The organism is Rhodococcus sp. NPDC047139 (assembly GCF_040643435.1).
Lineage (GTDB): Bacteria > Actinomycetota > Actinomycetes > Mycobacteriales > Mycobacteriaceae > Rhodococcus.
This window is the reverse complement of the sequence record NZ_JBEYUH010000004.1, coordinates 91,732-113,193: the sequence shown is the minus strand read 5'-3', so window position 1 is coordinate 113,193 and position 21,462 is coordinate 91,732. Positions and strand designations below refer to the sequence as shown.

Sequence of the window (21,462 nt, the reverse complement as noted above, 5' to 3'; positions counted from 1 at the left end):
GACCGCGCGTCACAACGCACGCATGTAGTCGACCGGATCGGTGTGCACCGGTTCCTGCCCGTCTCCGATGCGCCGGGTGCCGCCACGGCTCGGCGGCACAGCGGGAATCAAACGGCTCGCAATGGATTCGGCGGTCTGCCTAACGATACGAGCATGCGTTTGGAGCGTCCCTCGGTTGGTGGTGCCGGGTCCGGTGATGGACACCGCACCGACGACGCCGGACGACGACAGGATCGGAGCGGCTACACAGGCCAGACCACTGACGGAATCACCGAAGTCGGTTGCGATTCCGGTACGACGAGCGGTCTCCAGTATCGACGCCAGGCTGGGTGCACCCGGACGGACGGGGACGTTGGCAGCGTCGGCGACGATGCGTTGCCATTTCGTCTCCGGCTGTGCCGACAGGAGCGCACGTCCGATCGCAGTCCGGTAAGCCGGCAGACGACCTCCGATTCGCGTCGGGATGTCGCTGCGTGCGGGTCCGACCTTGTCGATGTAGACGACCTCGTCACCATCCAGGATGCCCAGGTGCACGATTTGCGCGCACTGTTGCTGTGCCTGGTAGAGCCACGTGCAGGCCTGCGCGCGAAGACGTGCGGCATCGGCAGCGAGACCCCCGACTTCGAACAGACGCAGCCCGATTCGGTAACCGGCGGACACTCGTTCGATCCAGCCGACGTCGCGCAGCTGCTCCGCCAGGCGATAGACGGTGGAGCGGGGTAGCCCCGTGCGCGCAGTCAGATCGTCGAGCGAGAGGGCACGCCCGTCGTCGAACGCGTCGATCACCACCGCGGCACGCCCCAACACCGATCTGTGCCCTCCGGATCGACGTGGGACAGTGTCCAATTCGAGGTCTTCGGGGGTGTTTTGCAAGACGGTCATGGCCACTCCTAGACAATCATCATCATTGCTTCGATATATGCATAGAATATGCGGAATGTGATCTACGTCAAGCCGAGAGGAAGCGGAAGAGCCCTTCTTTTCCCTCCGGAATTGCGGTAATTCGCTAGGACATGGGGGACGCCTGCGGAGTTGAATCTCGCTCCGCGAGAAGGTTACTTACCGGTAGCCATCAGACTCGGGGCCGTCGGAACCGCACGTCTTCGCGGTCGACCAGCCGACGAGCTCGTCGGCAAATCGCTGGAAGAGCGTTGCGAAATCGATGATTTCCTTCTCGCCGAAACTCTCCAGACGGTCGGTGATCAGAGCGCGGAACTGCTGCTCGATCCTCCGGGCCGCACCCGCACCCTCGGGCGTGACGGCAAGGATCGTCACGCGGCGATCACCGGCGGGAACCGTGCGCTCAACCAATCCTTCTCGAACCAGACCCTCCACAAGGCGACTGGCGTGGGAAACTCCGAGATTGCTCGCCGAGGCCAGATCACCGAGCCTTCGGGGCCCACGCTGAGCGAGTTCCCGGAGCATGGTGTACGCGGGGCGTTCCAGCCGGACGCCAGGGATACCTGTATCCACGGGATACACCCCCGCGGCCGAGAAGGCGCGGGCAGCACGCACCCAGGCGTCGAGAACATGGGAGACGGCGACGTCACGACCCTCGATCTGCATCCTTGTGTCTGCGGTCACGTGTGAAGCAGACCACACTTCTTTGGGTCAGGCAACTATTGCGACAGGAAACTTTTTCGACGAGGGAATTTGCTGTCACTACAGCGCGACGTGGGTGCCGAAGACGCGGCGATGGTAGGTCAGCGGGGTACCCTCGCCGGTTTCCACCGAGACCACGCGGCCGAGCGCGATGATGTGGTCACCGCCCTGCACGGAGTCGACGAGATCGCAGGCCAGCCAGCTCACAGCGCCGTCCAGGCGCGGCAGACCCGAATCCGGATGCCAAGAGACACCGTCGAACTTCCCCGTGCCGCGATTGGACGCGAACTGCAGCGCGGTCGATGCCTGTGCGGCCGAGAGTATGTTGATGCCGAATCGGTCGGCGGAACGGATGGCCGTGAGTAGGGAGGAACGCCGGTCGAGGGAGACCAGCAACATGGGCGGATCCATGGACAGCGACGAGAACGCGCTCACCGTCGCTCCGTAATGGTCACCCTCCCAGGTGGTCGTGACCACCGATACCGGAGTCGCGACGGAGGCCATGGCCTCTCGGAATGTGTGTTGGATACCGGTTTCGAGTTGCGCAGTCATAGCTTGCCTTCCGTCCCGTTCTCATAGCGGCACGACTCGGGAGCATGCCGCACTTCCGATCACCGCACGGGCGGTCTCCGTGCGGCCGTCTCTGCGGGAATCCTTCCCTTTTCAGGTGGATCGCCGGCGGCTCCGCGGTGCGTTCACGGACGCGACCGGAGTCTCAGGAAATCGTCGATCGCGGCCGGTAGCAGGTCACCATCAGGCCCGCAGTGGCGAGGACGCCCACCACAACGGCTGCAACTGCCCAGATCAAGCCGAAGGCGTCCGCACCGAGCACGTGGTCGAGCGACCATCGTCCCGGCCCGGTCAGCGCAGGGACGACGGCCACCATCGCCACCAGGGCCGTGTACTCCCATCCGCCCTTGAACACGAAGTATCCCTTACCGCGATGATCGGTGAAGGTCGCGACCAGCATCAGACCTATGAAGGCGGCGGATGCCAGTGGTGTGGCCAATCCCAGCAGAAGCAGTGCGCCGGCGCCGATCTCGGTGAATGCTGCGATGCGTGCATGCAGTCGAGCCGGGCGCAGGCCGAGTGCTTCGAACCATCCTGCGGTGCCGTCCAGACCTCCGCTCCCGGCGATCTTGTTCACGCCGTGTGCCATGAGCATGCCACCCAGCGCGACCCGTAACACCAGCATTGCCACGTCCAGTTCCGTACTCACTCCGCTCCTTTCGCCTCGTTGCCGAGCCCGTCCGGAATGACTAGCGCCATTCGATGACCCGGTCGAGGAGTTCGGGGATCCGCTCCTCGCAGTAGTCGTTGATGTCCTGCTGATGCTCGTACGACAGTCGGTGCGCGTCCTCGGGACGACCTTCGATGATTGCGGCGGCGATCTGTCGATGTGCGTCGAAGAAGTCGTCGTGCTTGGGCGAGAGATCGACCGCCGCGAGCACCTGCTCCCGGAAGATCGCCGACATCGCGCTCGCCGACGTACTGAGGACGAGGTTGCCACTCAGCGCGTAGACAGTCTCGTGGAATTGCGGTGTTGCACGCCAGATTCCACGTGGACGTTCCGTGTCCTCCGTTTCGGCTTCACCCTCACCGAAGGTGACCGACAACTGACTTCTCGCGTGCTCCGGGTCGGAACGCCGGGCTGCGAGGTCGGCCAGCCACGGTTCGAGCGCGACCTTCGATTCGGCCAGTTCACGATAGGTCGCACCGGCGAGCCGGTAGTACAACGCGGAGGTGCGCCCCAGATCGGAGGCATCCACCGCGGCCATCACCGGGCCGCCGCCGCGGCCCTGCTTGACGACGACCAGCCCCTGCGCCTCGAGCAGTCTCAATGCCTCACGAAGGGTGGTTCTGGCGACACCGTAGTTCGCCATCATCGTGACTTCGGAAGGCAGCACATCCCCCGGCTCGACACCGTCCTCGATCATCGCTTCGACGATCTCGCGGGCCAGCACCTCGGCGAGTTTGAGCGGCCGCATCCGTCGCGGCAGCGGCTTGAGCAACGTCCGGTTGCCGCGCTGCACGCGCTCCCCTTCGACTCCGGTGGGTAGTTTCATGTGCGACTCCTCGCCTCGGGTTCCTGCTTTCCCTATCCCCAAGGTCTCATGCGTTGAGCGCGACCTGTTCCAGGAGTGCGGCGAAGTTCTTCTCGGCGTCGGCGCGCCGGGTGGGCACGTGCTCGCTGGGAACCTCGTGCGGCTCGTATTCGCGCAGCAGCAGACGGGCCACGGTGACCTTGTGCACCTCGTCCGGACCGTCGTACAGCCGGGCTGCGCGAGCGCGGCGGTACATGTACTCGAGCGGCAGGTCGGACGAGTATCCCAGTGCCCCGTGGATCTGGATTGCACGGTCCAGGACGTCGTACAGGACGCGACCGCCCCAGAACTTGATCAGACCGATGTCGAGGCGGGCGTCGCTGTAGGGGCGCCCCTCGTCGTGGAGGCGATCCATGCGCCATGCCGCCTGGAGGGTGAGCAGGCGCGCGGCCTGCATCGCAGCGTAGGACTCGGCGACCCAGTCCTGGATCATCTGCTTGTCGCCGAGCAGCGAGCCGTGAGCGTTCCGGCTCACCGCACGCTCACAGAGCATGTCGAAGGCTCGTCGACTCTGCCCCAGCCATCGCATCGCGTGATGGATCCGGCCCGGGCCCAGCCGACCTTGCGCAAGAGCGAAACCGCCTCCCCGCTCCCCGATCAGGTTCTCCCGGGGCACGCGGACGTTGCGGTAGATCACTTCGGCGTGGCCGCCGTAGTCGTCGTCGCGGACGTCCGGCTCGGCCATCGTCGGGATGTTGCGTACGACCTCGAGACCCGGAGTCCCCGCGGGCACGATGATCATCGAGAAGGCCTTGTGCGGACGGATGTCCTCACCGAATTCGGTTCGGACCATGACGATGTGGAAATCGGCCAGTGCCGCGTTGGTGATGAACCACTTGTGCCCGTCGATCACCCACTCGTCACCGTCGAGCCGGGCGGTGGCCGTCATCAGCTTCGGATCGGCTCCGGCGCCGGGCTCGGTCATCGAATAGCACGAGGTGAGCTCGCCGGCCAGGAGTGGCTCGAGATAGTCCTTGCGCTGCTGCTCGGTGGCGCCGAGAGCCAGCAGCTCGGTGTTGCCGGAGTCGGGGGCATTGTTTCCGAAGATGTGAGGGGCCAGATGGGAACGCCCCAGAATCTCGTGCATGAGACCGAGTTTGACCTGGCCGTAGCCGGCACCTCCCAGCGACGGCGGTAGGTGAGCGGCCCACAGACCCTGCTCCTTGACCTGATCCTTGAGCGGCTGGACCAGACGCAGATAATCGGCTCGTCCCTCACGCCCGCGGAAGCGTTCCCCCAGTGTCTCCAACGGGAGAATCTCCCGGTCGACGAACTCACGCATCCAGTCGAGTTTCTGTTCGAACTCCGAATCGGTCGAGAAATCCCAGGCCATCGCACGGTCCTCATCGGTATTGGTGGCACGTGGGCCACGCGAAAACGTCAGGCCGCCCCTCGACGGCTGTCGCTAACGTACCCAAAACCTCTAAACATGTCTATGTTTAGAGCGAAGACACATCCGCGTCATATCCGAATCCCTCCGGAGGACCGAGCATGAATCTGACGACGATCCTGGACATGGCGATTGCGAGCCACCCCGACCGCAACGCCCTCGGCTCCTGGTACGACGGCACCACCTACCTCGAACTGAGCGAACACGCAGCGCACGGCAGTCGAGTGCTCACCGACCTCGATGCCGGAACGGTGATCTTCGTGGGCACCAACGGGCCGATCCTGCCAGTCCTGGCATTCTCCGCCGCCTGGGCAGGAATCCCGATCGCACCGCTCAACTACCGGCTCCCCGGCGATCAACTCGTAGCCCTGGCGCGCCGCCTCGAACGACCCGTCGTCGTCGCGGACGACGACTACCTGACCACCTTCGCAGGCAGTGGAATCACCGCGATGTCCGTGGACGACTTCACATCCCGCCTCAGGGCTACTGAACCGTCGCCCGCTGCCGCCGAGGTCGGCGAGGACTCGGTGGCCGTCGTCCTCTTCACCAGCGGTACCACCTCGGAGCCGAAAGGCGTGCTGCTCCAGCACTCCCATCTGATCTCCTACGTGCTGCAGACCGTCGATCTGGGCAGCGCGGAGGCGACCGACGCGGCACTGGTGAGCACTCCGCCCTACCACATCGCCGGTATGGGAACGATTCTCACGAACATCTACGCCGGACGCCGGATGGTCTATCTGGCCGACTTCTCCCCCGCCGCGTGGCTCGACCTGGTGCGCACCGAACGAATCAGCAGCGCCATGGTGGTTCCCACCATGCTGGCCCGGATCGTCGACCATCTCGACGGCGCACCCGCCGACACCCCCGAGCTACGGTCCGTCGCTTACGGCGGCGCCCGGATGCCGCTGCCCGTCCTCGAACGCGCCCTGACCGCCTTCCCCCACACCGGATTCGTCAACGCCTACGGACTCACCGAGACCAGTTCGACGATCGCACTGCTCGGCCCCGACGATCACCGCGCAGCCATGGCCTCCGACGATCCGGCTGTGCGTGCCCGGCTGGTGTCGGTCGGACGACCCGTGCCCGGCATCGAGGTCCTCATCCGGAACGAGGACGGCGTGCCGGTGGCGCCCGGCGAGACCGGATTGCTCTGGGTCCGCGGCGCCCAGGTATCGGGCCGGTATCTCGAGAAGGGATCGGTCCTCGACGAGGACGGCTGGTTCCCCACCAACGATCGGGCCCGCCTGGACGAAGCCGGCTACCTCTTCATCGAAGGCCGAGCCGACGACACGATCATCCGCGGCGGCGAGAACATCGCGCCTGCCGAAGTCGAGGATGCCGTCCTGACCCATCCGGAGGTTGCCGACGTAGCCGTCGTCGGTCTGCCCGACGACGAATGGGGCGAGCGGATCACCGCGGCAGTGGTCCGGGTCGCCGGCAGCGGACTGACCGCCGACGACGTCCGGACCTGGACCCGGCAGCAGGTCCGGGGTTCCCGGACCCCGGACGACGTCGTCTTCGTCGATGACCTTCCCCGGACCCCGACCGGTAAGGTCGTGCGTCGTCACCTGATCGACGAGCTGACCGCCACCACTGCCCCGGAGGCGGCCCGATGACCACAGGGCCGCTCAGCGGCATCCGGATCGTCGAACTCGCCGGACTCGGGCCCGCGCCGTTCGCAGCCATGATGCTGGCAGACCTCGGTGCCGAGGTGGTCCGCGTCGACCGCCCCGGACGCCGACCGCAACGACCCCACACCGACGTGCTGAACCGCAATCGCAGTCACATCGTGCTCGATCTGAAGAAGCCGGAAGGGGTGGCGGCCCTACTCGAACTCGTAGATCGTGCGGACGTCCTCCTCGAGGGGTACCGCCCCGGCGTCGCCGAACGACTCGGTTTCGGTCCGGACCTGTGTCTGGAACGCAACCCTCGGCTGATCTTCGGCCGCATGACCGGGTGGGGGCAGAGCGGACCGCTGGCCCACACCGCCGGCCACGACATCGACTACATCGCCCGCACCGGAGCATTGCACGCCGTCGGCCGGGCGGGAGGGCCGCCCCAGATCCCGCTCAACAGCATCGGTGACTTCGGCGGCGGCGGAATGCTGCTGGCGTACGGGGTGCTGGCAGCACTGCTCGAGCGCTCGTCGTCCGGCCACGGTCAGGTCGTCGACGCCGCGATCGTCGATGGAGTCGCAGCTCTCATGGCCATGCAGTACGGCTTCATAGCCGATGACTACTGGCGCGACGAACGAGGCGTCAACACACTCGATTCCGGCGCTCCGTACTACGACGTCTACGCAACCGGTGACGGCCGGTGGTTCGCCGTCGGTGCCGTCGAACCCCAGTTCTACGCTCAGTTGCTCGAGGCACTGGATCTCACCGATCTGCCCGATCGGAGCGACCGCGCGAACTGGCCGACAATCCGCGACGCCTTCGCGGCGCGCTTCGCGGAGCGGACCCGCGACGAATGGACGGCGATCTTCGAGAAGTTCGACGCCTGTGGCGCCCCCGTGCTGTCCCTGCTCGAGGCTCCGCACGACCCGCACAACATCGCTCGCGAGGTCTATCTGGACATCGACGGAGTCGTTCAGGGGGCACCGGCCCCTCGTTTCTCCCGGACCCCTGCCGCCGTGGTGCGGCCGGCAGGTTCACCCGGGCGCGACACCCTGGCCGTACTCACAGCGTGGGGTGTGGACGAACCCGGGAAACTGATCGAATCGGGTGCCGCCGTCGACGACACCGACTGATCGCGGAGCGGCTATCCGACCACGATCCCACTGATCGGCACGAGCACGTTCCACCTCCAATCGATTGCCGAATAGGTTGTCTCCCAATACATCAGGCAATGCCGAAGCGAGGTGCCCGAGATCGTGCACACAACGACGCCCACCGGTTCGGCCGTGGTCGAGATCCGTAATCTTCAGAAGAGCTTCCGCCGACGGGACGGCGCCACGATCACGCCGGTCGACGACATCTCCCTAGAGGTGCACGCCGGCGAGTTCGTGGTGCTGCTCGGTCCCAGCGGGTGCGGCAAGACCACCCTGTTGCGCTGCGTCGCCGGGCTCGAGCAACCCGACAACGGAAGGATCGCGATCGGAGGGCGCACCGTTTTCTCCTCTGAGCAAGGAATTCTCGTGCCTCCGGAAAGACGATCGGTCAGCGTCGTCTTCCAGAGTTACGCACTGTGGCCGCATCTGACCGTGTTCAAGAACGTCGCGTATCCGCTTCGTCGGCGCCGGTTGGGTACCGCGGCCGTCGCCGAGCGGGTCGCACACGTCCTCGAACTGGTCAGCGTCGGGCATCTGGCGCAACAGTATCCGGGTCGTCTCAGCGGCGGTCAGCAACAGCGGGTCGCGCTGGCCCGCGCTCTCGTGGCGGGCAACGATCTGGTCCTGTTCGACGAACCGCTGTCCAACGTCGACGCCAAGGTCCGTGATCAACTCCGAGGTGATCTGCTGGAGATGCAGCAGGAGCTCGGATTCGCCGCCCTGTACGTCACACACGACCAGACCGAGGCGATGGAACTCGGGCATCGAATCGCCACGCTGCGTGAGGGGGTGATCGAGCAACTCGCTCCCCCTCGGGAGGTCTATCTGCAGCCCGCGAACCGGTACGTGGCGAACTTCGTCGGGCGAACCAACGAGTTCGACGGTCCTGTCACACGCATCGACGGCGACGTCGTCGAGTTCAAATCAGCACTGGGGCCGATGCTCGGGATGGCGAACCACGAGTTCGCGGTCGGCGACCACGTACTCGGAGTCGTTCGCCCCGAATCGATCCGGATCACGGATGAAGAACCCGACTCCGGGACGAACGTACACTCCGGGATGGTGCACTCGGTCGTATTCGGCGGCGCACAGGTACGGATCCGAGTGGATCTGGGCGACGAGCCGATCGAGGTGTGGCGCCCCAGCGACAGCTCGGGGCCAGAACCCGGATCCAAGGTGTGGGTCGACTTCGACACCGCCAACTGCTGGCTCATGGACGGCACGGAACTGTCCGCAGGCGAGCGGGGCGACCGGTGAGTACTCCGCAGTCCGTCGCGGACCTCCCGGTGCCCGCGTCCGGGCCTTCCGGCCGAAGGCGGACGTGGTTGCGTTCCATACTTCGACCGCAGGGGATCCGTTACCGGCCGCTGCATGCGGTCACGGCCGTGGTCACTCTGGTCTTGTGCCTCCTGTTGCTCTACCCGCTGACCATCATGGTTTGGCGCACGTTCGTCCTCGGCGGCGACGTCATCGGCTTCGACGACCTCGAACGCGTCTTCACCGACCCTCGCACTCGCTCTGCCGTCACCAACACGGCCATCATCCTGTTCACTGCCGCGCCACTCGCTCTGGTCGTCGGCGGTATGCTCGCGTGGCTCAACGAGCGGACCGATGCGCGATTCGGGCTCGTCGGCGAACTCCTTCCCATTGCTTCCCTGCTGGTTCCGCCGATCGCAGGTTCGATCGCGTGGACCTTCCTCTTCTCCCCCAACAGCGGCTTCGCCAACGTCCTGATCCGTGATGCACTCGGCGCGATCGGAATTGACCTCCAGAGCGGACCGGTCGACATCTTCAGCTGGTACGGCGTGATACTCGCGTACACGGCATACATGGTTCCCTATGCCTATCTACCGCTGGCGGCATCGCTACGTTCCCTCGACCCTGCACTGGAGGAAGCGGCCCGCATGTCGGGATCCTCTCCGTTGCGCACCTTCGTCACGGTGACCCTTCCGGCCGTCAAACCTGCTGCGCTGTCGGCGGTTTTCCTCGTCACCGTGGTCTGTCTGGGCATCTACTCGGTACCGAGCATCCTCGGTACCCGATCCGGTATCGATGTGATGTCCACCCGCATCGTGCAGTCCATGAAGTTCTCGTACCCTCCGGACACCCGCGGCGCACTCCTGCTCGGACTGGTGATGCTCCTGGTGATCGGTGTGGTCTGGCTGCTCCAGGCACGCAGTGCCCGCAGTGGGAACTACGCCCGAATCTCCTCCCGAGGACAATCCGATGCTGTCGTGCTGCTGGGACGTTGGCGAGCACCGGCCCGGCTGGCGATGATCGGTTATCTCCTGCTGATGTCCCTGGTTCCACTGGCCGCGCTGTTGTTCGTCTCGGTTCAGCGTTACTGGACGCCGGACGTGAAGTGGGACGAATTGGGGCTGCAGAACTACCGTGCACTTCTGTCGAGCAGCGGACCTGCCGGTGAAGCGCTGCGCAACAGCCTGTGGCTGGGCACCGTCGGCAGCGTGGTCGGTGTTCTCGCAGCCGTGTTCGCAGCACTCTATCTGTACCGCAGCACTTCACGACTGGCCCGAGTCGCCGACGGTGTCCTCAAACTGCCGGGCAACATGTCGCACATCGTGCTGGCCGTCGCGTTCGTGCTGGCCTTCGCCGGCGACCCCTTCCGGCTCGGCAATACCCGCTGGCTGCTGCTCATCGCGTTCGTTGCGGTATACCTCTACCAGGCCGTACTACAGTCCTCCGATGCGCTCTCCCGTGTGGGCGACGACCTCACCGACGCCTCCTACACCTCCGGTCACGGTGAGGGCCGGACATTGCGCTGGATCATCCTGCCGCTCATGGCCCCCGGCCTTGTCTCGGCCGGGATCCTTTTCTTCGTCCACATCATCGGAGACGTCAACGCTGCTGCGATCCTCGCCGGTTCACGGAATCCGGTCGTCGGCTCGACGCTCGTCGATCTGTACGAGGGCGGCGATCACGCGCAACTCGCAGCGCTCGCCGGCATCCTCAGCCTGATCTCGGTGGCGTTCGTCCTCGCCGCACTGTCGCTCGCCCGATTCCTGACTCGTCGGCGATAGATCCCCGTCACCCATACACCGGCGCAACCGCCCATCCCGAGAGAGGTACATCCATGCCGTCACCGATCCGACGCCGACTGCACGTCTTCGGCGCCCTCGGCACCATCGCTCTTCTACTCGTTGCGTGCGGCGAGAGCAGCGTCGCAGGACCCAGCCGCGCGATGGACTCGTTCGACGCGGTCGTCGACGCCGCCCAGGAAGAGGGCAGCGTTGTCGTCTACAGCGCCTACAACGCCGAACTCACCCAGAGCCTGGCCGACGCCTTCGAGGCCGAATATTCCATCGATGTCCAGGTGGTCCGCCAGGCCAGTGCCGACCTCGACGCACGGTTTGCTGCCGAGTCCGAGGCCGGTTCGGTGGGAGCCGACGTCCTGTGGCAACCCGATCCGGTCTTCGCCGAGAGCGCCTCCGGGAACGGATGGCTGGCCCCGCTGGACCCGGCGCAGATCCCCAACCTGGAACGGGTCGACGCGGCCGATCGAACCGATTACTCCGTGCCGGTCCTCGAACAGCCCTGGGGCATCGCCTACAACACGGACCTGATCACAGGGAATCCCCCGACCTCCTGGGAGGACCTCGTCTCCGGCGATGCGCTCGAACGCGGACTGCTCGTCGCCGCGCCTCAGAACAGCGTCGCCACGGCCGGTGTCTACAACTTCTGGCTCGACACCTTCGGCGAGGACTACTTCGCCGACCTGTGGAGCACCCAGAACTACTCCATGGGTGACTCGGTGAGCAACGCCATCCAGCAGGTCGCGGCCGGGGAGGTCGGCGCCTTCGTCCCCGCGCCGCTCAGCACGGTGTCTACGGTGCAGAAGGCAGGCGCTCCCGTGCGGGTCGTCGTTCCGGACAAGACCACAGGTTTCGCCATGCTCGCCTCGATCGGCAACAGCGCGCCCAATCCGAACGCGGCACGACTGTTCGTCGACTTCCTGCTCTCCGACGCCGGACAGGCAATCGCCGTCGGCGATCTCGCCGTTCCGGTCATCGATTCGGTGACATCCGGGGTCTCGCGACCGGCGGAGTACGTGCCGACCGACAACGCCGCGACTGCTGCACGGCTGGACGAGATCGTCGGGCTGGTCACGCCGTGACGTCCGGCGCGATCACCTTCGGAGTCAAGCTTCCCAATCTCAGCCCGCTCGCATCGCGAGACGCGATCCTGACCACGGGGACGGCCGCCGAGCGCCTCGGTTTCACCGCGGTCTGGGCCAGCGACCACGTGGTCTTCACCCCCACCACGGAGCATGATCACCCGGACCGCCGCTTCCCCGTCGACTTCGACACTCCTGCCGTCGATCCGCTGGTCGCGCTGGCGTCGGTGGCCGGCGCCACGGAGCACGTCGAGCTCGGCACGTCGGTCCTCGTCCTCGCCAATCGCAATCCTGTGGTCGTCGCGAAGGCGTGGGCTTCGCTGGATCTGCTCGCGCCCGGGCGTGTGGTGGCCGGCATCGGTACCGGATGGCAGGAGAACGAATTCCGCGCGCTCGGAGCCGGTGACCGTTTCCGTCGTCGCGGCTCGGCCACTGCCGAGTTCATCGACATCCTGCGAACCTGCTGGAGCGATCCCTCCGACGGATTCAGCGGCGAGTTCTATTCGTTCGGCCCGATCCATTTCGAACCGCGTCCCGCAGCCGGGATCCCCATCCTGCTCGCGGCGAGCAACGCCCGAGGGCTGCACCGGGTCGCGAGTCACGGCGACGGTTTCCACGGTACGAATCTGAGTCCGGCCGCGGCGGGGGAGGCGATCGCGCAGATCGAGAAGTACGCCGCTGCCTGCGGACGTGCGACGATCTCCCGCCGCTACACCACCCTGTGCGAGCTGGATCTACGCGACCGGCCCGTCGGGCCCGAAGAAGACCATGGCGGAATCCACCTGGTGGGCACACCTGAGCAGGTCGCCGAACGCATCCGTGCGTTCGACGCTGCCGGCATCTCGCATCTGGCGTTACGAGTGCGGGCGCTGTCCGGAAGCACGCGTAAGGAAGTGCCCAACAGATTGTCGGTGCGAGCCGGGGTGGAGCAGCTCGAACGGTTCGAGGCCGAGGTCACGCCGTTGATCGCGTGAACGCTCGGCCTCGGACCCGTTGTGGAACCCGCGACTTCGAGGTCGGCTACTTACGCCCGGCCTGCCACTGCATGCCCCACCCGAAGGCGCGGTCGAGATCGGACTGGCTGCCATCGATGTACTGGACCAGACGTTCGACCGTGACGCCCTGCCCCGTGTTCTGCAGCATCGCGATCGCGCAGATCCGCGCGCCGTTGTTCGGCGAGTCGAGACGCACCTCGATCTGCGGCCCGGAGGGCGGGGTGAGGGTGACGACACCATCCACAGCCGCCCAGTTCGGCGCACCCTGGTAGATCATCGCGAAGATCAGCACACGCTTGAACAGTTCGGGGCGCTCGAGGTTGACGGACATGTTCTCGCCCCCGGTGCTCGAACCGGTACGGTCGTCACCGTCGAGGTGGATGTAGGGCGGGGTGTTCAGCGCGCCGAAGCTGTTTCCGAGCGCCTGGATGACACCCTTGGATCCGTCGGCGAGTTCGTAGAGGCAACCGAGGTCGAGGTCGACGCCGCCGCTCGCACCGGTGAGCTTCGCGAGGAAGCCCTTCTTCTGCTCGCCACGCGACCAGTTCAGGTTCACACGCGTCACGCCCTGGCCCGAGCCGGCCTTCGAGAGGCTGACGGTCGGTGACTCCTTCGTGAGATTGATCTTGCTCAGGTTGATGCCGCCGGCGTTCTGCTCGGGCTTCTTGTTGTAGTCGATGGCCATGTCGAGCCTTTCGTCGGAGTAGCTGCGCAGTTGCGCACGGGATACGAAAAACCGATGGGAGCACCCGACCCGAGGTATCGGATCGAGAAGCTCCCATCGGCATGTGATTCGGAACTGTCGAAGATCAGGGAATGCTGGTCTTCACGGCCTCTTCGCCTTCGCGTGCCGCGATCTTGCGATTGCGGTAGATGCTCGAGGCGAAGGCGGCACCGATCAGAGCGACACCGACCAGACCCGTGATGACCTCGGGAACATGGGTGCCGATCGAGTACAGCAGGATCAGCGCCAGTGCACCGATGGCCCAGTGAGCACCGTGCTCGAGGTACACGTACTCGGACAGCGTGCCCTTGCGCACCAAGAAGATCGTGATCGAGCGGACGAACATCGCGCCGATGAAGCCGAGCCCCAGAGCGATGATGATCGGATCCGACGTGATCGCGAACGCGCCGATGACACCGTCGAACGAGAACGATGCGTCGAGCACCTCGAGGTAGAGGAACAGGAAGAATCCGGCCTTGCCGGTGGCCTTCGCCAGGCCGCTCGGTCCGCCGCTTGCCTCTTCGCCTTCCTCGGGGATGTGGAACATCTCGCCGAGGCCGTTGACCGCGATGTAGGTGATCATACCGAGCGCGCCGGCGATCATGACGGTCGAGACCTTGTCGGAGGGGGCGATGACGGTGGCGGTGACGAGCAGGAGCACGGTCGCGACGACAACCTCGAGCTGGTCGAGCTTGCCGGCCTTCGCAAGGGGACGCTCGAGCCACTGCAGCCACTTGATCTCGCGCTCTTCGAGGATGAAGTGGAGGAACAGCATCAGCAGGAACATGCCGCCGAACGCTGCGATCTGCGGATGCGCGTCGGTGATCAAGGTCTCGTAGCTGGGGCTGCCGTCGGGGAAGTAGGCAGCTCCGTCGGCCGGCGGGTTGAGCGCCAGGTTCAAGGCCTCGATCGGCCCGAGTCCGGAAGCCACCCACACGATCGCGAGGGGGAACACCAGACGCATACCGAACACGGCGATGAGAATGCCGATGGTGAGGAAGATCTTCTGCCAGAACTCGCTCATCCGACGCAGCACGGTGGCGTTGATGACCGCGTTGTCGAACGACAGCGAAACCTCGAGGATGCCGAGGATCACGCAGAGGAACAGAGCTTGGGGACCGCCGTAGAGGAAGGCGACCACGAGGGAGACAACGGTGACCGCAAAGGAAGCACCGAATATTCGCAGAACCACGAAGCGTGGCCTTTCTAATCGGAATCAGGGCGTTGCAGGGTGGTTACTGCATCGGTTCCGGCTTCGATACGTCGACCGAAGCCGGAACCGTCGAAGGGTCTGACTAGACGTTGACGCCGTAGTCGCGAGCGATGCCTGCGAGGCCGGACGCGTAGCCCTGGCCGATAGCGCGGAACTTCCACTCCGCACCGTTGCGGTACAGCTCGCCGAAGACCATGGCGGTCTCGGTCGATGCGTCCTCGGAGAGGTCGTAACGAGCGAGTTCGTTGCCGTTCGCGCGGTCGACGACGCGGATGTAGGCATTGCGGACCTGGCCGAACGACTGGCTGCGAGCGTCTGCGTCGTAGATCGAGACAGGGAAGAAGATGCTCTCGATGTTGGCCGGTGTGGCAGCGAGGTCGACGTTGATGACCTCGTCGTCGCCTTCACCCTCACCCGTGCGGTTGTCGCCGATGTGCTCGATCGCGCCGTCGGGCGACTTCAGGTTGTTGAAGAAGACGAAGTGCTGGTCGGAGACGACCTTCTTGTCCGCCCCGGTCGCGATGGCGCTGGCATCGAGGTCGAAGTCGGTGCCGGTGGTGGTGCGAACGTCCCAGCCCAGGCCGACGGCCACTGCCGTCAGGTTCGGAGCTTCCTTGGTGAGGGAGACGTTTCCGCCCTTGGTCAAGCTGACGCCCATGCGGGGTCCTTTCGATCGTTCCAACGGTCGACGTACCGGTGTGGGCACGCCCGGTGTGCGTATCTCCCCACAGTAATAGCTGCTGCGAGGTACGCCCATATCCACTATGCCCGGTCCCGCGCACCGGCCCCGCGACCATCGGGGATCACCCCTCAGGTCGACCGAAGACGACGGATCGGACGCGTGAGCGTGCGACCAGTACCATTCGGTCCTGTGGCGAGCCGATGGACGAACCGCCTTTTCGGCGGGGGAAATACCGAAGATCCCGCGGCTCGTCGTGCACACGATGCGATGGTCGCGGCGTTCCTGGACATGGACCGCCGCCAGTCGATCATCGAGGCCGGTGTGTCCGCCTCCTACGAACTCGAGCCCGAACGGCACCTACTCCGTGAATGGGACCCGATCCGGCAGGCCTGTTATCGCGCCGCTGAGACGTATCTTCAGCTGGCAGTGACGGATCCGGATCAGCCGCTTGCTCCGGCCGCAGCCTACGAACAGGCTCTCCGGCAGATATCCGAAGCAACACGAACACTTGATGAATTTTTCGGAAACAATCGAGGTCACCTCGAACACATGACAGCCGTGGCGAACACGGTGCCCGAACTCGCGCGTCGGATGCGCACCGAAGCGCAAGCCGCCCTGACCGCAGCGCAGGCACCGGATTCCGCCGGTATTGCGCACTACCCTTCGGTCCGAGCCGCCACCGAAACTCTCGAGAAGGCGCTGATCAGCCTCGATGCAGCACAGGGCGCAGGCGCCACCCGCACAGCCGCCCTCCGGGTCCAAGATGCGACGGCCGCGCTCGGCACCGCGCTCGCCGAGGCTCCGGGACGTCGCGACGAGGCTGCGCGCACACTCGCGTCGGTCACCACCAGGCTCGGAGCAGTCCACACGCGCGCAGAAGGCCTGGCACCGGCCTTCTCCACGCTCCTCCGTGAATTCAATGCAGCCAGTTCCGCGGATCTGTCCGGCAACGAGAAACAGGCGAGAGAGCTTCTCGCCCGCGCCGACGAACAGCTCCAGCGGGCACGCGCTGCCGCGAACGACGGCCGCCCCGAGGACGCGCTCGCGCTGGTCACGGCGATCCGCGCCGAGCTGTCCCGGGCCGAGGAACTCGTCGACGCCGTCACCTCGCGCCTCGCGACTCTGCGTTCCGTCCGGCAGAATCCGGGGGCCAAGGTCGACGAGGTGCGGTTCCGCCTCCGTGACGCACAACACCTGGCGGTGCAACGCGGCCTCACCGCAGAATGGGGTTCCGTCCTCGACTCGCAGTTGAGCCGGATCGACAGGGCAGTGGACGCACTCACCGGTGTGCACCCCGACTATTGGGCCTATGTCAGAGACCTCGATGCGGTGTCGACCTTCATCGCAGGAGTGGTCGATCGAATGAGAGGACGGACCGAGAACCCATGAGCGGGGCCACGCTAACCGAAGTGCGCGCAATGCAGCACTTCCGGCATCTCGACGCCGCGACGGTCGAGGAGCTGTTCCTGCATCGCCCCGAGCCGTTCGGGCACAGCGACAACCGCGACCGCCTCGCGACCGCTCTCGGCGCCACGCTCTACGTCCCCGCGACGCGCGGCGATCTCGTCTCGACGATCGTGCGGCGCGCTGCCGAGGGTGTGACCTCGATGGTGCTCGATCTCGAAGACGCCGTCGCCGACGACGAAGTCGAACAAGGACTGCAGAACGCTGTCGCGACTCTCGATACGCTCGCCGGCCGTGGACCGTCGACGATGATGCTGTTCGTGCGCGTTCGTACCGCCGACGGCGTCGGACGGATCGTCTCCATGCTCGGCGCCGGCAAGTCCGTGCTGACCGGCTTCGTCGTGCCGAAATTCACCGCCCGCACCGGACCCGCCTTCCTCGAGGCTGTCGCTGCAGCGTCGACGTTCCTCGGCCGGCATCTGTACGCGATGCCGGTCATCGAATCGGCCGAGGTGGTGCACCGGGAGACGCGCGACGACGAACTACGCGCCATCTCCAGCATTCTGGCCGAACACCGCGACCGCGTGCTCGCCGTCCGTATCGGGGCGACCGACATGTGCGCTACCTTCGGCATCCGGCGCGACCGCGACCTGACGATCTACGACGTGCGGGTCGTCGTCGATGTGATCGCTGACGTCGTGAACCATCTCGGGCGAACCGACGGAACGGGTTTCGTGATCACCGGCCCGGTATGGGAGTACTTCGCCGATCACGAGCGCATGTTCCGGCCGATGCTGCGCGCGACGCCGTTCGAGGAGCAGGACGCAGTTCTGTTCCGGCAGCAACTCGTCAGCCGCGATCTCGACGGCCTGCTGCGCGAGATCGCTCTCGACCGAGCCAACGGAATCCAGGGTAAGACCGTCATCCACCCGTCGCATGTCGCTGCCGTACACGCGTTGTCGGCCGTCACGCACGAGGAGTATCACGACGCGACGGACATCCTCGATCGCGACACCGGGGGCGTGCAGGCCTCGGGATACGGAAACAAGATGAACGAACGCCGACCGCACCGCACATGGGCGGAGCAGACCCTGTTGCGCGCTTCGGTATTCGGTGTCACCCGCAAGGGCATCACCTTCGTCGACCTGCTGACGGCGCTGGTGGATCGATGACCGGCCTTCTCGATATCCCCTGGGCAACCGCAGAGCTCGGGTTCGCTCTCGACCACACTTCCTCGGCGTGCGGATTCACCGTGCCCGAACTCGTCCTGCCGGGGCTTCGGCGCAATCCGCGTCGCGCGCACCTACTGGTGTCCACGGTGCTCGGCAAGCACATTCCCACCGAGCCCTCAGCGGTGATCGGCGCCGGCCATCGACTCGGACGACTCGTCACCGACGTGCTGGGTGAAGCATCTTCCGACGCGGTCGTCCTCGGGTTCGCAGAGACCGCAACGGGTCTGGGCCACTGCGTGGCCGACGCCCTCACTGCCGCATGCTACTTGCATTCGACGCGCCGGCACGTGCCGGGAGCAGACGTGCTCGCGGGCTTCGAGGAAGGGCACTCGCACGCCACCTTCCATCTTCTGCAACCGAGTTCCGGGGCACTCTTCGCGAACTCGGCCCCACTCGTCCTGGTCGACGACGAGATATCCACGGGGGCAACCGCCCTCGACGCGATCAAGGCACTGCACCGCGGCCATCCCCGTGATCGTTACGTGCTCGCTTCCCTTGTCGACATGCGCTCGGCCGAGGACCGTCGACGGACCGAAGAGGTCGCGGCCGAGCTCGGTGCGACGATCGAGCACGTGAGCCTCGCGAACGGGCGTTCGGTCGTGCCCGACGACCTCGTCCCGCGCGTCGCGGCGCTGCCCGACCCGCCGTTGAACCCTGTGGGCGATCGGCGCGGCGACGTCCGGTTCGTCCATGTGCCCTGGCCCCTGCATGTGCCCGACGGTGGGCGGCACGGAGTGCTGCGCACCGACACAGCGGCGTTCGATCTCGCTCTCTCCTCGGTTGCCGACACGATCGCGGAGATGCGGGAGGCGGACCGACCGGCCATCGTCGTCGGGCACGAGGAACTGATGTACCTGCCGCTGCGACTCGCCGAGGCGCTCGCCGGTCGCGGTACCCCCACCCTGTTCCAGACCACCACCCGCTCCCCCGCCTACGTGATGGACGTCGCCGGATATCCGTTGCGCCGCGGATTCCGCTTCACCGCGCCCGAACACATCGACACGGAGTTCGAGAACGAGGTGCCGCGGTATCTCTACAACGCGCAGTGGCCCACACCGACGAAGATCCGGCCCGAACTGGTGCTCGTGATCGATTCGCCGGCCGACACCGATCGCCTCCGGGCACCGGGGGGTCTTCTCGACGTGCTCACCGCCGCCGGCGAGGACGTCCTCGTCGTAATCGTGCCCGCAGCCGATCCGACGGCACTGCGCATCTACAGGGAGACGTCATGACCGTGCCGCTCACCGGACCCGAGTTCGGCTCGTATGCCTCCGACGAGGTGACGTGGCTGCTGAAGGATCTCTCCCACGTCGACCTCGAGGGCAGCATCGCCGAACGTGAGGCGCGCATCCAGGCCGGCCTCGCGCATTACGCCGAGTCATTGCCGATCGAGTACCAACCCGACGCCGCTTATCGCGAACTGTTCGACAAGGCGCTTGCCGCGACGGCCGGTAGGTTGGCTCACGCGGTGGGCACGGTCACCGAACTGCTTCTCGCCGAACGCGGGACCAACCTGACCCTCGTATCGCTGGCGCGGGCAGGCACCCCCATCGGCATCCTGATCCGACGGTGGGCACAGCGCCGGCACGGCCTGTCCCTGCCGCACTACACGGTGTCGATCGTCCGGGGCCGCGGAATCGACTCCGCTGCTCTCGATTACATCACCGAGCGGCACGACCCCGAGTCCGTGGTGTTCGTCGACGGCTGGACAGGTAAGGGCGCCATCGCACGTGAACTGTCCGCTGCACTGGCCGAATACGCAGCGCGAGGTGGTCCCGTCCTCTCCGACGATCTCGCAGTGCTCGCCGATCCCGGACATTGCGTACGCACCTACGGAACGCGGGACGATTTCCTCATCGCGTCCGCATGCCTGAACTCGACCGTTTCCGGATTGGTGTCGCGAACGGTTCTCAACGACGCGTGGATCGGTCCCGGAGAGTTCCACGGTGCGAAGTTCTACGCCGAACTCGCGGCGGACGATGTGTCGAACCACCTGCTCGACAGTGTCACCGCGGAGTTCGACACGTGTGGGGACGCCACGGCGGCCGCACAGGCGGTCCTCGACTCCGACCGCACCCCCACCTGGTCCGGATGGGAGTCCGTCGAACGAGTGCGGGCACGTTACGGCATCTCGAGCGTCAACTTCGTCAAACCCGGTGTCGGAGAGACAACTCGCGTGCTGTTACGACGCGTTCCCTGGAAGATACTGGTGCGCGACATCACCGGGAGCGAGCACGCCCACATCCGCATGCTCGCGGCCGCGCGTGACGTCCCCGTCGAGGAGGTCCCCGATCTCGCGTACTCCTGTATGGGACTGATCAAGGACTTGCCATGAGTACCCCTACGCCAGTGCTGGTCGCGACCGATCTCGACCGCACGCTCATCTATTCACGTGCCGCGATGACCGGCGACCAGTTCGACAGCCGGGATCTGATGTGCGTCGAGTACTACGAGGGCGCTCCCCTGTCCTATGTCACCACCGATGCGGCGCAACAACTGCGCACCCTCACGGCAGAGGCGGAGGTGGTGCCGACGACCACCCGCACACCCGAGCAGTTCCGTCGCATCGACCTGCCCGGCGGGCCGTGGCGGTACGCCATCGCGAGCAACGGCGGATCGATCCTCGAAGACGGGCGGCTCGACCCGCACTGGCGGACGAGCGTCGATCGCGCAGTGCGTGAGGGCGGCGTGAGCCTCGACGAGATCACGACCGAATTGCGCTCTCGCATCTCCGAGGAGTGGGTATCGAAGTTCCGGATTGCCGACGACCTGTTCTGCTATCTCGTCGTCGACGTCGGAACGCAACCCGCGGGGTTCCTCGACGACTGGAACGACTGGTGCTCGTCGCGCGGCTGGAACGCCTCACAGCAGGGCCGGAAGATCTACACGATGCCGAACAGCGTGTGCAAGAGCCGCGCGGTCGCCGAGGTGCACCGCCGGCTCCGCGATCGCGGCGTCCTCGCGCACGACGCACCGGTTTTCGCCGCAGGAGACGGCGCGCTCGACGCGGAGATGCTCAAGGCCGCGGACGCCGCGATCCGGCCGCGACACGGCGAACTCGAGCTGATGGATTGGCGTCACCCGACCGTGTCGGTGACCGCGGCCGCCGGTGTCGCCGCCGGCGAGGAGATTCTTGCCTGGTTCGCCCGAACCGCTCGACTCCCGGTCGCTTCGTAGAGTAGAGGTCACCCGGCCACCCGCACAGTGAGGACA

General features: G+C 65.8%; 20 protein-coding genes. 11 read left to right on the top strand and 9 right to left on the bottom strand.

The window, feature by feature from the left end:
* Positions 1 to 9 precede the first annotated feature (9 nt).
* The 6 genes from ABZ789_RS06290 to ABZ789_RS06265 form a co-directional block, all read right to left on the bottom strand.
* The gene (locus ABZ789_RS06290; protein ID WP_358420556.1) at positions 10 to 882 is read right to left on the bottom strand and encodes an IclR family transcriptional regulator; all 873 of its coding nucleotides are present in this window, start codon (positions 880 to 882) and stop codon (positions 10 to 12) included.
* A gap of 177 nt (positions 883 to 1,059) precedes the next feature.
* Complete coding sequence (locus ABZ789_RS06285; protein ID WP_358420553.1) at positions 1,060 to 1,584, bottom strand: MarR family winged helix-turn-helix transcriptional regulator; 525 nt, start codon at positions 1,582 to 1,584, stop codon at positions 1,060 to 1,062.
* 78 nt (positions 1,585 to 1,662) lie between these two features.
* Positions 1,663 to 2,154 (bottom strand): flavin reductase family protein, encoded by a 492-nt coding sequence (locus ABZ789_RS06280; protein ID WP_358420550.1) that lies wholly within the window; start codon positions 2,152 to 2,154, stop codon positions 1,663 to 1,665.
* 163 nt (positions 2,155 to 2,317) lie between these two features.
* Positions 2,318 to 2,821: a DoxX family protein gene (locus ABZ789_RS06275; RefSeq protein ID WP_358420547.1), complete on the bottom strand. Its 504-nt coding sequence runs from the start codon at positions 2,819 to 2,821 to the stop codon at positions 2,318 to 2,320.
* 40 nt (positions 2,822 to 2,861) lie between these two features.
* A complete protein-coding gene (locus tag ABZ789_RS06270; RefSeq protein WP_358420544.1) occupies positions 2,862 to 3,668 on the bottom strand; it encodes a GntR family transcriptional regulator in 807 nt (268 codons plus the stop codon).
* A gap of 46 nt (positions 3,669 to 3,714) precedes the next feature.
* Positions 3,715 to 5,040 carry an acyl-CoA dehydrogenase family protein gene (locus ABZ789_RS06265; RefSeq protein ID WP_358420541.1) on the bottom strand — a complete coding sequence of 442 codons (1,326 nt, stop codon included), beginning with the start codon at positions 5,038 to 5,040 and terminating at the stop codon, positions 3,715 to 3,717.
* Positions 5,041 to 5,198: 158 nt separating this feature from the next.
* Between ABZ789_RS06265 and ABZ789_RS06260 the strand changes: the two genes are divergently transcribed.
* From ABZ789_RS06260 to ABZ789_RS06235, 6 genes are all read left to right on the top strand, one after another.
* Positions 5,199 to 6,713 (top strand): fatty acid--CoA ligase family protein, encoded by a 1,515-nt coding sequence (locus ABZ789_RS06260; protein WP_358420539.1) that lies wholly within the window; start codon positions 5,199 to 5,201, stop codon positions 6,711 to 6,713.
* Positions 6,710 to 7,846, top strand: coding sequence for a CaiB/BaiF CoA-transferase family protein (locus tag ABZ789_RS06255; RefSeq protein WP_358420536.1), 1,137 nt, complete (start codon positions 6,710 to 6,712; stop codon positions 7,844 to 7,846). Before ABZ789_RS06260 ends, ABZ789_RS06255 begins: the two co-directional genes overlap by 4 nt.
* Positions 7,847 to 7,969: 123 nt before the next feature.
* Positions 7,970 to 9,124, top strand: a complete 1,155-nt coding sequence (locus tag ABZ789_RS06250; protein ID WP_358420533.1) for an ABC transporter ATP-binding protein — start codon at positions 7,970 to 7,972, stop codon at positions 9,122 to 9,124.
* Positions 9,125 to 9,252: 128 nt separating this feature from the next.
* Positions 9,253 to 10,905, top strand: a complete 1,653-nt coding sequence (locus tag ABZ789_RS06245) for an iron ABC transporter permease (protein ID WP_358420531.1) — start codon at positions 9,253 to 9,255, stop codon at positions 10,903 to 10,905.
* A gap of 53 nt (positions 10,906 to 10,958) precedes the next feature.
* The gene (locus ABZ789_RS06240) at positions 10,959 to 11,999 is read left to right on the top strand and encodes an extracellular solute-binding protein (RefSeq protein ID WP_358420528.1); all 1,041 of its coding nucleotides are present in this window, start codon (positions 10,959 to 10,961) and stop codon (positions 11,997 to 11,999) included.
* Entirely contained in the window at positions 11,996 to 12,973 is a 978-nt protein-coding gene (locus ABZ789_RS06235; protein WP_358420525.1) for a TIGR03619 family F420-dependent LLM class oxidoreductase, read from the top strand. Before ABZ789_RS06240 ends, ABZ789_RS06235 begins: the two co-directional genes overlap by 4 nt.
* A 46-nt stretch (positions 12,974 to 13,019) precedes the next feature.
* On the opposite strand, the gene ABZ789_RS06230 is transcribed toward ABZ789_RS06235, so the two are convergent.
* The 3 genes from ABZ789_RS06230 to ABZ789_RS06220 all read right to left on the bottom strand — a co-directional run bounded on the left by ABZ789_RS06230 (position 13,020) and on the right by ABZ789_RS06220 (position 15,589).
* Positions 13,020 to 13,679: a tellurium resistance protein gene (locus ABZ789_RS06230; RefSeq protein WP_358420522.1), complete on the bottom strand. Its 660-nt coding sequence runs from the start codon at positions 13,677 to 13,679 to the stop codon at positions 13,020 to 13,022.
* Between the two features lie 124 nt (positions 13,680 to 13,803).
* Positions 13,804 to 14,910 (bottom strand): DUF475 domain-containing protein, encoded by a 1,107-nt coding sequence (locus ABZ789_RS06225; protein WP_358420519.1) that lies wholly within the window; start codon positions 14,908 to 14,910, stop codon positions 13,804 to 13,806.
* Between the two features lie 103 nt (positions 14,911 to 15,013).
* Positions 15,014 to 15,589, bottom strand: coding sequence for a TerD family protein (locus ABZ789_RS06220; RefSeq protein ID WP_358420516.1), 576 nt, complete (start codon positions 15,587 to 15,589; stop codon positions 15,014 to 15,016).
* Positions 15,590 to 15,880: 291 nt separating this feature from the next.
* Between ABZ789_RS06220 and ABZ789_RS06215 the strand changes: the two genes are divergently transcribed.
* From ABZ789_RS06215 to ABZ789_RS06195, 5 genes are read left to right on the top strand one after another with little or no spacing between them, the layout of a single operon-like run.
* The gene (locus tag ABZ789_RS06215; RefSeq protein ID WP_358421245.1) at positions 15,881 to 17,002 is read left to right on the top strand and encodes a hypothetical protein; all 1,122 of its coding nucleotides are present in this window, start codon (positions 15,881 to 15,883) and stop codon (positions 17,000 to 17,002) included.
* A gap of 29 nt (positions 17,003 to 17,031) precedes the next feature.
* The gene (locus ABZ789_RS06210) at positions 17,032 to 18,189 is read left to right on the top strand and encodes an HpcH/HpaI aldolase/citrate lyase family protein (RefSeq protein WP_358421242.1); all 1,158 of its coding nucleotides are present in this window, start codon (positions 17,032 to 17,034) and stop codon (positions 18,187 to 18,189) included.
* Positions 18,186 to 19,481: a phosphoribosyltransferase family protein gene (locus ABZ789_RS06205; protein ID WP_358420513.1), complete on the top strand. Its 1,296-nt coding sequence runs from the start codon at positions 18,186 to 18,188 to the stop codon at positions 19,479 to 19,481. Before ABZ789_RS06210 ends, ABZ789_RS06205 begins: the two co-directional genes overlap by 4 nt.
* The gene (locus ABZ789_RS06200; RefSeq protein WP_358420510.1) at positions 19,478 to 20,584 is read left to right on the top strand and encodes a cysteine protease StiP family protein; all 1,107 of its coding nucleotides are present in this window, start codon (positions 19,478 to 19,480) and stop codon (positions 20,582 to 20,584) included. Before ABZ789_RS06205 ends, ABZ789_RS06200 begins: the two co-directional genes overlap by 4 nt.
* Positions 20,581 to 21,426 (top strand): HAD family hydrolase, encoded by an 846-nt coding sequence (locus ABZ789_RS06195; protein WP_358420507.1) that lies wholly within the window; start codon positions 20,581 to 20,583, stop codon positions 21,424 to 21,426. The genes ABZ789_RS06200 and ABZ789_RS06195 overlap by 4 nt, the downstream gene beginning before the upstream one ends.
* The last annotated feature ends 36 nt before the right edge of the window (positions 21,427 to 21,462 follow it).